The organism is Vibrio sp. JPW-9-11-11, from assembly GCF_013369335.1.
In the GTDB taxonomy this organism is placed as follows: domain Bacteria; phylum Pseudomonadota; class Gammaproteobacteria; order Enterobacterales; family Vibrionaceae; genus Vibrio.
Map to the genome: position 1 here is coordinate 52,379 of NZ_SZQJ01000007.1, position 13,468 is coordinate 65,846.

14 protein-coding genes are annotated in these 13,468 nt (G+C 46.8%); all 14 read right to left on the reverse strand.

Features of this window, described 5'->3' with window-relative positions; translation table 11 throughout:
* Nucleotides 1–61: 61 nt before the first annotated feature.
* Nucleotides 62–568, reverse strand: a complete 507-nt coding sequence (gene pgpA / locus FCU94_RS10475) for a phosphatidylglycerophosphatase A (protein ID WP_176288495.1) — start codon at nucleotides 566–568, stop codon at nucleotides 62–64.
* Between the two features lie 6 nt (nucleotides 569–574).
* Nucleotides 575–1,546, reverse strand: a complete 972-nt coding sequence (thiL, locus tag FCU94_RS10480) for a thiamine-phosphate kinase (RefSeq protein WP_176288496.1) — start codon at nucleotides 1,544–1,546, stop codon at nucleotides 575–577.
* A gap of 106 nt (nucleotides 1,547–1,652) precedes the next feature.
* Nucleotides 1,653–2,120: a transcription antitermination factor NusB gene (gene nusB / locus FCU94_RS10485; RefSeq protein ID WP_045956438.1), complete on the reverse strand. Its 468-nt coding sequence runs from the start codon at nucleotides 2,118–2,120 to the stop codon at nucleotides 1,653–1,655.
* Nucleotides 2,120–2,590 carry a 6,7-dimethyl-8-ribityllumazine synthase gene (gene ribH / locus FCU94_RS10490; RefSeq protein ID WP_005592769.1) on the reverse strand — a complete coding sequence of 157 codons (471 nt, stop codon included), beginning with the start codon at nucleotides 2,588–2,590 and terminating at the stop codon, nucleotides 2,120–2,122. Before ribH ends, nusB begins: the two co-directional genes overlap by 1 nt.
* 198 nt (nucleotides 2,591–2,788) lie before the next feature.
* Complete coding sequence (gene ribBA / locus FCU94_RS10495; protein WP_176288497.1) at nucleotides 2,789–3,898, reverse strand: bifunctional 3,4-dihydroxy-2-butanone-4-phosphate synthase/GTP cyclohydrolase II; 1,110 nt, start codon at nucleotides 3,896–3,898, stop codon at nucleotides 2,789–2,791.
* Between the two features lie 62 nt (nucleotides 3,899–3,960).
* Nucleotides 3,961–4,614 (reverse strand): riboflavin synthase, encoded by a 654-nt coding sequence (locus FCU94_RS10500; protein ID WP_176288498.1) that lies wholly within the window; start codon nucleotides 4,612–4,614, stop codon nucleotides 3,961–3,963.
* 2 nt (nucleotides 4,615–4,616) lie between these two features.
* A complete protein-coding gene (gene ribD, locus FCU94_RS10505; protein ID WP_176288499.1) occupies nucleotides 4,617–5,720 on the reverse strand; it encodes a bifunctional diaminohydroxyphosphoribosylaminopyrimidine deaminase/5-amino-6-(5-phosphoribosylamino)uracil reductase RibD in 1,104 nt (367 codons plus the stop codon).
* Between the two features lie 12 nt (nucleotides 5,721–5,732).
* A complete protein-coding gene (gene nrdR / locus FCU94_RS10510; RefSeq protein WP_176288500.1) occupies nucleotides 5,733–6,182 on the reverse strand; it encodes a transcriptional regulator NrdR in 450 nt (149 codons plus the stop codon).
* Between the two features lie 103 nt (nucleotides 6,183–6,285).
* Nucleotides 6,286–7,536 (reverse strand): glutamate-5-semialdehyde dehydrogenase, encoded by a 1,251-nt coding sequence (locus FCU94_RS10515; RefSeq protein ID WP_176288501.1) that lies wholly within the window; start codon nucleotides 7,534–7,536, stop codon nucleotides 6,286–6,288.
* A gap of 11 nt (nucleotides 7,537–7,547) precedes the next feature.
* Entirely contained in the window at nucleotides 7,548–8,681 is a 1,134-nt protein-coding gene (gene proB / locus FCU94_RS10520) for a glutamate 5-kinase (protein WP_176288502.1), read from the reverse strand.
* 166 nt (nucleotides 8,682–8,847) lie between these two features.
* Nucleotides 8,848–9,237 (reverse strand): sigma factor-binding protein Crl, encoded by a 390-nt coding sequence (gene crl / locus FCU94_RS10525; RefSeq protein WP_176288503.1) that lies wholly within the window; start codon nucleotides 9,235–9,237, stop codon nucleotides 8,848–8,850.
* A gap of 115 nt (nucleotides 9,238–9,352) precedes the next feature.
* The gene (gene frsA, locus FCU94_RS10530) at nucleotides 9,353–10,600 is read right to left on the reverse strand and encodes an esterase FrsA (RefSeq protein ID WP_176288504.1); all 1,248 of its coding nucleotides are present in this window, start codon (nucleotides 10,598–10,600) and stop codon (nucleotides 9,353–9,355) included.
* Nucleotides 10,601–10,697: 97 nt separating this feature from the next.
* Entirely contained in the window at nucleotides 10,698–11,162 is a 465-nt protein-coding gene (tet(34), locus tag FCU94_RS10535) for an oxytetracycline resistance phosphoribosyltransferase domain-containing protein Tet(34) (RefSeq protein ID WP_176288505.1), read from the reverse strand.
* Nucleotides 11,163–11,381: 219 nt separating this feature from the next.
* Nucleotides 11,382–12,671, reverse strand: a complete 1,290-nt coding sequence (locus tag FCU94_RS10540; protein WP_176288506.1) for an NCS2 family permease — start codon at nucleotides 12,669–12,671, stop codon at nucleotides 11,382–11,384.
* Between the last annotated feature and the right edge of the window lie 797 nt (nucleotides 12,672–13,468).

Here is a 13,468-nt window from a genome sequence, read left to right on the forward strand (position 1 = left end):
AACATCAGGTTAGAGTCAGATACTTCCGACTAATTAACCTCGAACACCTCGCCACTTTCCTTTAAGCAAGCCAGCCTGCGTATTTGCCTACCAAATAGAGCGCAACGCCCGCCATCACACCAGCAACGATGTCATCTAACATAATGCCTAGACCACCATGGACACGCTTATCCAGCCAGCCTATTGGCCAAGGTTTTACCATATCGAAGAAACGAAACAACACAAACCCAGTTAATAGCCATTTCCAGTCAACTACAGATAAGTTGAATAGCGGCACCACTAACATGGTAAGCCAGAAGCCTGCAAACTCATCCCACACTATCGCGCCGTGATCATGCACACCCATATCATCTGATGCCACTTGGCAAATTTTCACCCCAAGAATACAGGACACCACCACCACAGTCACATACAGAGGAAGTGGTAACTGCACCAACAAAAGATAAAAAGGAATCGCTGCCAAGGTCCCCATCGTCCCCGGAATGATTGGTGATAAACCGCTACCAAACCCCGTAGCCAATAAATGCCAGGGGTTCTTCAATGAAAGGAGCGAGAGAGGATTTGTCATAATAAATTACTGCTGATTAAAATGATCGTAACCGCATAAAGACCAATCAACGGGTTGACCTTTACTATGCAACTCAAAAGTGCCTTGTGGGCGAATTTGTCCTATACAGGTGGCTTTTACGCCACAATGAGCCAGAGCACTGTCTATCGAGCCCTTATTTTGTTCCGGTATGGTAAAGCAAAGCTCATATTCTTCACCACTGGTGAGTGCGTATTGCTGAGCTTGAGTCACACTACCAAGAAATTGGACTAACTCATTAGAAAGAGGTAAAGCACTGACGTCAAGGCTTAACCCTACATCTGAGCGCTTTAAGATATGACCAATATCTGCAACCACCCCATCTGAGATATCGATCGCTGCGCTGGCCAAATTAAGCAATGCTTGTCCCACCAATACGCGAGGAGTCGCTTGATAGTGGCGCTGTTCAAGTGTGGTAGCATAGGGTCTACTGCGCAATTGGTTGTCTAACACCACATCCAGCCCTGCCTTGCTGTCGCCAAGGTTACCGGTAACGTACACCCAATCGCCAACTTTGGCGCCATCACGACGTAGCGCTTTGTCACCATCGACCAAGCCCTGCACCGTTAACGTAATGCTCAACGGTCCTTTGGTGGTATCGCCACCGATCAGTTGGATGCCGTAATAGTCAGCCAGCTCAAAAAAAGCGTCGCAAAAGGGCGTCAACCAAGTGTCATCGGAGCTAGGCAGCGTTAGTGCCAAGGAAACCCAAGCTGGCGTCGCCCCCATTGCTGCCAGATCACTGATGTTAGAAGCGAGAGCTTTGTGAGCAACCCAAGCTGGGTCTGCGTCGGTGAGAAAATGGGTCCCTGCAACCAAGGTATCGGTACTGACCGCCAAAGAGAGGTGACTCGGCACCTTGACCAAAGCGCAGTCATCCCCTGCCGCTAACAGCACATCTTTACGCTGCTTCTGACGACCAACAAAATACTTTTCTATAAGATTAAATTCACCAGCCATAGTGTGACCATTTTAACCAAATCTAAACGATTGGTATCAATTGATAAGGAAAACAATAGACATAAAAAAGGTCAGCGACTGCTGACCTTTTGCTGATTATTATCGATTATTTCTTACGAACATGCGGTGCGGCTTTATCTAGCACACCATTGACGAACTTGTGGCTATCTTCTGCGGCGAAGACTTTTGCCAGCTCGATGGCTTCGTTGATCACCACTTTGTAAGGAACATCTTCTCGACGCGTCATCTCATACATAGCAAGGCGAAGAAGCGCGAGCTCCATCATATCCAAATCTTGCATTGGACGCGCGGTGTATGGACGAATCTTACTATCTAGCTCTGTGTGACTTAGCACCACACCTGTTAGCAGGTCACGGAAGTACGCAACGTCTGTGTCTGGACTAGAAAGCGCAGGCTCTGATGCATGATGCTCTTCTTCATCATACTTACCACCTGACAAAAATTGCTCTTCAATTGTAGCAACATTTTCTTTAGTAATTTGCCAAGAGTAGATCGCTTGTAGAGCGAATCGACGTGCATTACGACGTGCGGCTGGTTTCACACTGGCCCCCATTAGGAATCGATTTCAGAAAGAACGTTAATCATCTCAAGTGCGCTTAGTGCAGCCTCTGCACCTTTATTACCAGCCTTGGTTCCTGCGCGCTCAATTGCTTGGTCAATTGTATCAACGGTGAGTACGCCAAATGCAACTGGAAGGCTAAACTCCAGAGAAACTTGCGCAAGACCTTTGTTACATTCACTACAAACATAGTCGAAATGCGGTGTACCGCCACGAATTACAGTGCCAAGCGATACGATTGCATCGTATTTGCCTGTTTTCGCAACACGCTGAGCAACCAATGGCAGCTCGACGGCGCCAGGACAGCGAACAACGGTGATGTTGTCTTCGCTAACTTGGCCATGGCGTTTTAAAGTATCGATTGCACCAGACAATAGACTTTCGTTAATAAAACTGTTGAAACGAGAAATAACGATAGCAATTTTTGCGTTTGGCGCTGGGAAGCCACCCTCGATCACTTTCATAAGCCTTCCTTTAACTATGTTCATCAAGTGAGAATCGCCGGATTCTAGCACAATTCTGTGAGCAATATCTAATAGAAATTAGCTCCAATCGATTTCCCGGCATCGGTTTTATTCAGGCGGTATTAATCGATAACCAAGCCACTCATTTGAGCGCTTAGTGAGCGTTTTTAGCGTCAACTAAGTGCGATAGACAAATGGTTAATCACAAACGTATTCAACCACATTAAGACCGAACCCACCGAGTGCGTGATACTTCTTATTTGTTGAAGAAAGTAAACGCATGTCATGCACACCAAGATCTTGCAAGATTTGTGAGCCAACACCGACGCGGCGTGACGTTCCCTGCTTTTTCGCGAGTGTTGGCGCTTGACCTTTGTCTTGTGCTTCAAACATTTTTACACGATGAATCAATAACTCAGTAGACTCTTCATTACCTAGGATCACCAACACGCCGCCATCACTGCCAATACGTTGCATTGCTTTATCCAGTGTCCAGCTGCGCTCGGCGTTACGGTCACTGTGCAACAAGTCGGTAAAGGTATCTTGCAAGTGAACGCGAACCAAAGGTGTTTGACCAGTGAGATCCCCTTTACACATTGCGTAGTGAATCTGATTGTCAATAACATCGCGATAGGTAACCAAATCGAACTCACCAAACTCGGTCGGTAGTTTACACTGTGCCACACGTTCAATCGTCGTTTCGGTGTTGTTGCGATATTCGATCAGATCGGCGATAGTGCCTAACTTAACACCATGTTTCTCAGCGAAAATCTCCAAATCTGGGCGACGCGCCATAGTGCCGTCGTCGTTAAGGATTTCAACAATCACACCAGCAGGTTCACAACCGGCTAAGCGCGCCAAATCGCAGCCCGCTTCGGTATGCCCCGCACGAGTTAATACCCCGCCCTCTTGAGCTGCTAAAGGAAAAATATGCCCAGGCTGGACCAAGTCAGCCGCTTTTGCGTCTTGGGCGACCGCCGCCTGAACGGTGCGGGCGCGATCAGCGGCTGAAATGCCGGTCGTCACCCCTTCTGCCGCTTCAATAGACACCGTGAAGTTCGTGGTGTACTGAGCATTATTGTCTTGAACCATTGGCGGCAAACCTAAACGCTCACAACGCTCTTTGGTCATGGTCAAACAAATCAAACCTCGGCCATGTGTTGCCATGAAGTTGATCGCTTCTGGCGTCACGTGCTCAGCCGCCATAATTAAGTCACCTTCGTTTTCACGATCTTCATCGTCCATGAGGATAACCATTTTTCCTAGGCGAATATCTTCAATAATCTCTTGGGGCGTACTAATTGGCATCTTGTTATTCCTTAATCGGCTTCTCGCGGCGAATATTTTTGACGTAGGGTTATAGGATTGACTTAAGCAAAACCGTTCTGTTGTAAAAACTCCATGGTGAGACGAGACTCTGACGATGGCTCGTGCTGACTCTGAAGCAGGCGTTCCATATATCGCGCCATAACGTCAACCTCAAGATTGACTTTACGCCCCAGATTAAAATCAGCCATCGTAGTTTCACCGCTGGTATGAGGAACTATGGTCAATTTGAACGCATTTTTGCGCAATGCGTTGACGGTTAAACTGATGCCATCGACAGTAATCGAGCCTTTCTCTGCGATGTACTTACTCAGTTCGGCTGGCATCGAAACCCAAAACTCAATCGCTCGCCCGACCATATTGCGCTCGACAATTTCTCCCACACCATCAACATGGCCAGACACAATGTGCCCTCCAAATCGAGTGGTTGGTAGCATAGCTTTCTCTAGATTCAATTTGTCGCCCGCTTGATAGTCAGCAAAGCCAGTTTTGTTGAGTGTTTCAAGTGAAAGATCAGCGCTGTAGCTTGTCTGGCTAAAATCAACCACGGTCAAACAGACACCGTTAGTCGCAATACTGTCGCCCAATTTGACATCGGACATATCCAGTTTGCCGACCTCAACGGTGACGCTAACATCTTCCCCTTTGGGAGTAATCGCTGTAAGCGTACCTACAGCCTCTATAATACCTGTAAACATGACTATTTTTCTTTCTTGCTAACAGTGGCAGTGATACGAATATCTTTGCCGACTTGTCTAATATCTTTAATATCGAGGTCGATGACATCAGTCATCGACTCAAGGCCCAAGGCACCAAGTAAACCGCGACCATCGCTACCCATAATCTTAGGGGCCAAATAAAGTACGATCTCATCTACCAACTCGGCTTGAATCAAGCTCGACGCCAAGGTTGGCCCTGCTTCCACCCAAAGGTGGTTGATATTATGCTCACCAGCTAACTGCGAGAAAGTGGCCGTTAAATCGACCTTCTGACCCACCTCATAAAGCTTAACATCGCCTTGCGCAGAAACGATAAGGTGTTCGCCCTCAGTGTGAAACAGTTTGAGGTTTGGCGTTAATAGACCTTGTCTATCGAGGATCACTCGAATCGGTTGGCGAAGTTGCGCTTGCGGGTAATGAGTTCGAACACAAGCGGGTAACTCTTGCCAACGCACATTAAGCGACGCATCGTCATCAATCACCGTTTTGCTGGTTGAGAGAATCGCGCCGCTGTGCGCCCGGTACTTTTGGACATCTTGCCTAGCTTGAGGGCTAGTAATCCACTGACTTTGGCCGTTGGAGAGAGCCGTTTGACCATCTAAACTGGCGGCCATTTTGAGTTGCACAAAAGGCATTCCCGTACGCATACGTTTAATAAACGCAGGGTTAAGCGCCATGGCTTGTTGTTCTAATAACCCGACTTCAACCTCGATGCCAGCGTCGCGCAACATTTGTATTCCGCGTCCTGCAACTTGCGGATTCGGGTCTTGCATCGCACAAATCACTTTGGCCACTTTGGCTTTAATCAAGCCTTCAGCGCACGGCGGAGTGCGACCATAATGGGAGCACGGCTCCAGTGTCACATAAGCGGTAGCACCCACAGACTGCTCTCCTGCCATACGCAATGCATGAACTTCAGCGTGAGGCTCACCAGCTCGATAATGAAAACCTTCACCGACGACTTCGCCATTTTGGGTAATCACGCAGCCGACATTCGGGTTAGGGGCGGTCGTATAGATACCGCGCTGCGCTAACTCGATCGCGCGCGACATCATTTGATAATCTGTAACGCTAAAAGTAGCCATAGACAGGTCCAATTAGTCTTCGAGCCTTGCAATCTCTTCGCCAAATTCACGGATATCTTCAAAACTGCGATAAACCGAGGCAAAGCGAATATAGGCGACTTTATCCAGCTCTTTAAGTTGATCCATCACTAAGTTGCCGATCATTTCGCTCGGCACTTCTCGCTCACCAGTCGCACGCAATTGTGATTTAATTAAACTGATCGCGACGTCAACCGCATCAGCACTCACCGGCCGTTTCTCTAGTGCTCTTTGCAGACCACCTACCATTTTATCTTCATTAAACGGTTCGCGATTACCGTTCGATTTTATGACTCGCGGCATGACCAACTCAGCGGTTTCGAATGTCGTAAAGCGTTCACTGCACGCAAGGCATTGACGACGACGACGCACCTGATGACCATCAGCGACTAAACGCGAATCAATGACTTTGGTGTCGTTCTCGGCACAAAAAGGACAATGCATATCACCTCCAAAATTATCCTCACAGTGTACCGGAATAACTAAAGCTAAGAAAAGCAAAAGGGGCCAGTTAGCCCCTTTTTCAATCGATGTTGCGCGAGAACTGTTAACTGCGCGGCAAGTAGTTTGCTTTGCCTACCCACTTATAGCTGGTCAACTCTTCCAAGCCCATAGGACCGCGTGCATGAAGCTTTTGAGTTGAAACGGCCACTTCTGCGCCTAAGCCAAACTGAGCACCGTCGGTAAAGCGGGTTGACGCGTTCACATACACCGCCGCTGAACCCACCGAATTAATAAACCGTTCTGAGTTTTCTAAGCTGTTGGTCATAATCGCATCAGAGTGGCTCGCGTTATGTACGCGCATGTGCTCAATGGCTTCATCAACGTCAGCAACCACTTTAACGCCTAGCGTATAGCTCAACCATTCTGTGTCAAAGTCACCTTCACCAGCATCACGCAGCTCTTTTGCTGTGCTAAGCAATGCTTTCGCTTTTGGTTCAGCAACCAATGTCACTTTATCCGCTAAACGTTCTGCCAGCATAGCCAAGAACTCTGCGGCTACTTTTTCATGAACTAATAACGTATCCAATGAGTTACATGCCGAGGGACGTTGTACTTTGGCATTTTCGACGACATCTAATGATTTATCTAGATTCGCACTTTCATCCACAAAGATATGGCTAATGCCAAACCCACCAATAATCACAGGGATAGTGCTGTTTTCTTTGCACATTTTATGCAGGCCAGCCCCACCACGTGGAATGATCATATCCACGTAGTCATCAAGCTTAAGGAGTTGTGAGACAAGCTCACGATCGGGCTTTTCAATGTACTGAACAGAGGCAGCAGGCAGACCCGCTTTCGCCAGCGCAGACTGAATCACTTTCACCAGTTCCATGTTAGAAAAGAATGTCTCTTTGCCACCACGAAGAATGCTTGCGTTACCTGTCTTTAAACAAAGAGCTGCGATGTCGATGGTAACATTGGGGCGAGCTTCATAAATCACGCCAACCACACCAAGCGGTACACGACGACGTGAAAGCGACATCCCATTTTCTAGTACTTTACTGTCGAGTTCGCTCCCCACAGGATCGTTAAGACTGATGACATTACGCACGTCGTTGGCAATACCAGTGAGGCGCTCTGAGTTTAACAACAGGCGATCAAGCAACGCCTCAGTTAAACCAGCTTCGCGCCCCTGTTCGATATCTTTCGCATTCGCCGCTAAGATAGCGTCAGCGTTTGCTTCAAGCTCGTCGGCAATAATCGCCAATGCTTGGTTTTTTTGTGCTGTTGATGCTGTTGCTAGTTGGAAAGCCGCTTCTTTAGCCGCTTTACCCATAGAAATGAGTTCCATACTTGTTGTCCTTATTCTTGGATTACGACCATGTCATCGCGGTGCAATACTTCATTGCCGTAGTCATAACCTAAAATTCCGATGATATCTTTACTATGTTTGCCGACAATCTTAGCCATGTCTTGGCTTGAGTAACTCGCGATACCACGGGCAACCAACTTGCCCTTGTTGTCGGTGACACGCACGACATCACCACGGGCAAACTCGCCACCGACGTGAATTAAGCCTTTGGCCAGTAAGCTGCTGCCCGTTCCGACAACCGCATTGACCGCGCCATCATCGATCATGATATCGCCCGAGGCGCTCGGCCCGGCGAGAATCCAACGCTTACGGTTTTCCAATGCCTCTTCACATGGCAAAAAGCGTGTACCTTGCGGGTTTTCACCCAGAGAATCGAACACCACATTCGGCGCGCTGCCCGCGGCAATGATCACTTCGATACCTGCGCGGCGAGCTATATCTGCTGCTTGAAGTTTAGTGGCCATGCCCCCGGTGCCCAAGGTGGTACCGCTACCTCCGGCAATTTTCCGTAGAGTATCGTCTATGGTTTTGACTTCTTTGATCAACTCAGCGTTAGGATCTTTGCGAGGGTCAGCGGTAAATAACCCTTTTTGGTCAGTCAGCAGTAACAACTTATCCGCGCCACATAAAATACCAACCAGAGCCGAAAGGTTGTCGTTGTCACCGACTTTAATTTCACTGGTCGCCACCGCATCGTTTTCATTCACAATCGGAATAATGTCGTTATCAACCAAGGCATTAATGGTATCGCGGGCATTGAGAAAACGCTCGCGATCCTCAAGGTCAGCGCGAGTAAGCAACATCTGGCCAATTTTCAAACCATAGATGGCAAACAGCGACTCCCAAGTTTGGATTAACTGGCTTTGTCCTACCGCAGCCAACAGTTGTTTACTCGCCATAGAGTTGGGCAGTGCGGGGTAGCCTAGGTGCTCGCGTCCAGCCGCGATTGCGCCAGACGAAACCATCACGACAGAGTGACCTTGCTTTTTCAGTTCAGCACACTGACGAACCAACTCAACCATATGAGCTCGGTCTAACGCCAAAGTGCCACCAGTCAGAACGCTGGTTCCTAGTTTAACGACCACGGTTTGAGACTGTGGTGCTTGTCCGCTTTCTTGATTCATTGCCTTTCTACTATGAAAAATAAAACAATTGTCTTAACCACTGATAACGCAATCAATGCGAAAGATTGATTAGACCTGATGTTGTAGCAATCAACCGTTAATTTAACAAGTAGAAAAGGCGCTAAAAAGCGCCTTTTTGGGTAATGACAGTGATAAGTGAGGAAAACTAGACGAATTCTACCGATTCTTTATGCATAACGACCGCTATCTCGAACTCCTTTTGCAAAGTGTCCACCAGTTTTTGATGAAACGCTTCTTGGGTTCGAGTGACATCGGCTAACGATTTCTTGGGGAGCGCTTTGCCTTGCCATTCACCAGTAATATCGTATAGCCCTGAGCGGTAACGCGCTTCGAATCCCTCTTTGCTGGCCACCAACTCAAGCCACCAGCCCCAAAACTCACGTTGTTCTGGGGATTTTTTATCATTAACACACACAGACAGACAATCGAACAGGTAATAGCCTTCGTTACTTTGAGACTCTCTTAGGTAGGGACCTATCGCTCTTAGGGTGGACAGCAAACGGTAATGAGTTGGATTCTTGATCTGCTCAGACATAATGAATCTCCATATTCATTTAGGGTCTGTTGGCCCTAGTTATTGTTATTACGCACCCAGGACTCGATAGTTTGGGTAGCACATAAAATAAGTGTTATCTAAATTAGGAGAAATGTCATCTAATTAGCTCGTCCTCCAACCACTTTATCGCTAAATCGAGGGATTGCTCATACCCTTGTGTAATTGTTTTGGCACTGATTTTCTTCGCTTTACCATAGTCACTAAACGTGGCAACCAGCTGATTATCACTCAATGGAGAGACTGGATCGTTTTCCAAACTCATAGCGAGAATCGGCACCCGTGTTTTACGGCCAGATAGAATCCCTTGAACCTTTAACGACCAAGCCATTAACTGCCCTGCAAGACTGTTGATATCGACCACAGTTTTACCCAAGCGAGAGGCGAGAACATCAAGGTACATCTTAGGCATCTGTTTGAGTTTTTCTGGCGACGAGAGCACGTCATGAATAGGCGCCCCTAAAGACACACACGCTTTGATCTTGTCCTGCTCCATAAAAGAGAGTCGCACCATAGCGTTGCCACCAAAACGAAAACCAATCAAGCCAACTTTATGGTGGTCAACCCAAGGGATGTTGTACAGCTCTTTCAATACAACCTGATGCAAAACGGACGTATCTTCCGTTAGGTTCCAGTGGGTATTGTGACCGATGGACGGCATATCAACGGTGAGCATGGCAATGTCTCGCTTCGCCAAATGATCTCGAAACAGGTTCCATAAATCGGTTTGCAAGCTATCCAGCCCCGCGGTAACGATCACAACAGGTTGTGGTTTATCGGTTTTGGTTAGGTGTAAGTGTGCAACAATCTGCTTGTTTTGATAGGGAATTTCGAGGCGTTTGATCGTGTACTGAGTCTTTTTAGCCGCCTCAGTGTAAGCCGTACTGGCCAGCACTTGCGCTTGAATGGCTAGGTTGTCATTTTTTAAATGCGGGTAGCCGGCGATACTAAAACAGAGTGAAGCATTAAACATCTCATCTGCGGCTTGCTCTCCTTTAAGATCTGCACTGCGCTTTTGATGTAACATGCCTAACTTGGTCCACTCATATGTCCAATTACCACTGTGGTAACCCATAACTGTGTCTAACCAGTCATCATGGGTGCGGGAGTGTTTCGAGGCCGCGACTTTTGCCAGTACAGACTCGATCTCGATCGGATCAAGCCCTTGCCAGGCCCATTGCAATCGACGCAAGTTGCGATACCACTTATAGCCATCTTGTTGCTGCTTTTGCTCTAAAAACGTTTGACTGGATGGCATATATTGAGTCAAAGCTGAGGTCTCTTTCGCTTGTTTGTGTTTGACAAACAGGGTTTCTGAGAGATTTTTACTGACTTCCTCGGGCATGAATTCGACCTACTTAATGGGTTTTGTAAATAGTAATAAAAAAAATGACCCAATAAAGGGTCATTTATCAAGAAATTGTCGCTATGAGCGAATTCGATTACTTTTGCTTGCGGTTAATCGGCTCAACGTATTGGATTGACATATCCCATGGCTGTTCAATCCAAGTCTCCTGAGCAATGTCAACCACATAATCATCGAGTAACTCAGCACCTGATGGCTTAGCACACACGGCGATGAGCTTTGCTTTCGGGTATAGTTCGCGTAGTTTACGTGCGGTGTCACCACTGTCTACTAAGTCTTCTACGATTAAATATCCTTCACCATCACCTTGTGGCGCTTTTAATACGCTCATATCACGTTGATGATCGTGGTCGTAGCTAGAAATACAAATGGTATCAACGTAACGAATGCCTAACTCACGAGCTAAGATCGCGCCTGGAACCAAACCACCACGGCTTACAGCCCAAATCCCTTTCCATTGCTCGGCTGGCATCTGCTTTTCAGCCAGTTCACGGCAGTATGAATGCATTTGGTCCCAAGTGATGATGAATTTTTTACTCATTGTAATAACCTAATAATTTTAAAAGTCTGCATCCCCAAACACGCCGATTAACAACCAGCGCCTGCCTTGCGCTATTGAGGGGAAAAGCTACGCAAACGATTATTTTAACGCAGCTACCGCTCAATACCAATGGTCAATACTATTGTTCGAAAAAAATCGCCATTGCCGTCACACGGCAATGGCGATTCTGAGAACCTAAGGTTGCAATTGACTTGGTGCTTAAGCAACTAAGTATTTGATGATAAATACAGCCGATAGAACCCATACGCTGATCGAGACATCGCGACCTTTACCGCTAAGCAGTTTAATCGCCGCGTAAGAGATAAAGCCAAGCGCGATGCCCTCTGCAATTGAATAAGTCAATGGCATCAATAGACAGGTCACCACCACTGGCGCAGCTTCTGTTAGGTCACGCCAATCGACACTGACCAAGCCAGACATCATCAAAATCGCGACATAGAACAAAGCGCCTGCCGTTGCGTACGCTGGAATCATGCCCGCAAGTGGCGAGAAGAATAGTGCCAATAGGAACAAAACCCCGACCACCACGGCAGTCAGGCCTGTTCGACCGCCTGCAGCAACACCCGCCGTCGACTCTACATATGAAGTCGTGCTCGATGTACCGAGGACGGCACCGACTGAGGTGGCTGTTGAGTCAGCCAATAGTGCCTTGCTAAGACGAGGTAACTTACCATCTTCTTTGATCAAATCCGCTTTAGTCGCGACCCCAACCAGGGTACCTGCTGTGTCAAACAGATCGACAAACAGGAAAGCAAACACCACTGAAATCATGCCGACTTCAAATACATCAGCGATGTTCATTTCCATTAAGGTTGGTGCAATACTTGGTGGTGTCGACATCACACCGCCCCACTGCACATCACCTACAACCAGACCCAATGCTGTAATAATCAAGATAGCGATCATGACCGCACCACGAACCCCACGGTAGACCAAACCAATGGTTAGGAAGAAACCAAGTGCTGCAAGCGCTGGCTGAAGGCCAGTGATGTGACCCAGTCCGACGAGGGTCGCTGGGTTATCGACGACAATACCAGAGTTTTGTAGGCCAATGAACGCCAAGAACAGACCGATACCAGCAGAGATACCGGTACGTAAAGACATTGGAATTGAGTTAATGATCCATTCACGAACCTTAAACACACTCAATGCCATGAAGATGACCCCAGAGACAAACACCGCTCCAAGAGCGACTTGCCATGTGTGTCCCATGCCCAAAACCACACCATAGGTAAAGAAGGCATTCAGCCCCATACCAGGTGCCAATGCGATTGGGTAATTGGCAACAAAGCCCATAATAAAACAGCCAATGGCCGCGGCTAAACAGGTAGCAACGAACACGGCGCCTTTATCCATCCCCGCATCAGCAAGCATCGCTGGATTGACAAAGATAATGTAAGCCATCGTCAGGAAAGTAGTCATACCTGCGATGATCTCAGTTTTTACGGTCGTACCGTGTTCACTGAGTTTGAACAGTTTTTCGAACATGATCGAATCCTAAAGGGTAAAAGTAAACGGTTGCGTAATCGATTGGCCCGAATTATAAAGTCATCAAATAGTAAATTCCAGATAGAATTATGACTCTAATCAATATTTCTATTTATAACTGAACAATTCAAACAAGAAGCAATGTGACGCCAGTCCATTTTTTGTTTGTATATCATTAACTAAAGAATGGCTAATACCTTTAATTCAAAAGGTGTTTTTTTATACTTTGTCTTAAACTTTCAGGATCGTGTTAGCTTAGATCCGACAGTTCAATAGGTGAATATACGCATAGGATTCAAGCTGGCGGGTTAAAGCGATAAAACAATAAAAGAAGTGAGGCTTTTTATCGATAGATAAAAAAACGCCACTCAAATTGAGTGGCGGTTGAATCATGTCAGCAATAAAAGCTGTAAAAAAATTCCAATAATAGGGGTGAACAAACTGTTCGAGAGTCAAGCTTGTGGTTAGTAACCGAAGCTTGTTGGGTAAGTAAAGCTACCGGTATAAACAGAGCTGTTTAGCCAGAACGCTGCACTTGGTAAACCTTTCATAACTATCACCTTCTAAATCAATTAAACACATTACAACTATTGATTTCTCGGTTCCCTGGAGGCGACAAATCGGACTCATCCTTTGAGCATTTTCTCTTCGCTTTGGAAGTTGGTTATTAATATACCCCAAGGAAAATTAATTACAACCCCAAGAGTGACAAAAGTCACAAAAAGTTTATAAATTGATTTAGATCATGCCTTTTGTGTAATTAAATTACAGAATCATCAACCAAAAACTTGGTTATA

Excerpts from the sequence above, each read along its gene's own strand:
- pgpA (WP_176288495.1), bottom strand. The coding sequence starts at position 568 with ATGACAAATCCTCTCTCGCTCCTTTCATTGAAGAACCCCTGGCATTTA.
- thiL (WP_176288496.1), bottom strand. The coding sequence starts at position 1,546 with ATGGCTGGTGAATTTAATCTTATAGAAAAGTATTTTGTTGGTCGTCAG.
- nusB (WP_045956438.1), bottom strand. The coding sequence starts at position 2,120 with ATGGGGGCCAGTGTGAAACCAGCCGCACGTCGTAATGCACGTCGATTC.
- ribH (WP_005592769.1), bottom strand. The coding sequence starts at position 2,590 with ATGAAAGTGATCGAGGGTGGCTTCCCAGCGCCAAACGCAAAAATTGCT.
- ribBA (WP_176288497.1), bottom strand. The coding sequence starts at position 3,898 with ATGCCAATTAGTACGCCCCAAGAGATTATTGAAGATATTCGCCTAGGA.
- FCU94_RS10500 (WP_176288498.1), bottom strand. The coding sequence starts at position 4,614 with ATGTTTACAGGTATTATAGAGGCTGTAGGTACGCTTACAGCGATTACT.
- ribD (WP_176288499.1), bottom strand. The coding sequence starts at position 5,720 with ATGGCTACTTTTAGCGTTACAGATTATCAAATGATGTCGCGCGCGATC.
- nrdR (WP_176288500.1), bottom strand. The coding sequence starts at position 6,182 with ATGCATTGTCCTTTTTGTGCCGAGAACGACACCAAAGTCATTGATTCG.
- FCU94_RS10515 (WP_176288501.1), bottom strand. The coding sequence starts at position 7,536 with ATGGAACTCATTTCTATGGGTAAAGCGGCTAAAGAAGCGGCTTTCCAA.
- proB (WP_176288502.1), bottom strand. The coding sequence starts at position 8,681 with ATGAATCAAGAAAGCGGACAAGCACCACAGTCTCAAACCGTGGTCGTT.
- crl (WP_176288503.1), bottom strand. The coding sequence starts at position 9,237 with ATGTCTGAGCAGATCAAGAATCCAACTCATTACCGTTTGCTGTCCACC.
- frsA (WP_176288504.1), bottom strand. The coding sequence starts at position 10,600 with ATGCCCGAGGAAGTCAGTAAAAATCTCTCAGAAACCCTGTTTGTCAAA.
- FCU94_RS10540 (WP_176288506.1), bottom strand. The coding sequence starts at position 12,671 with ATGTTCGAAAAACTGTTCAAACTCAGTGAACACGGTACGACCGTAAAA.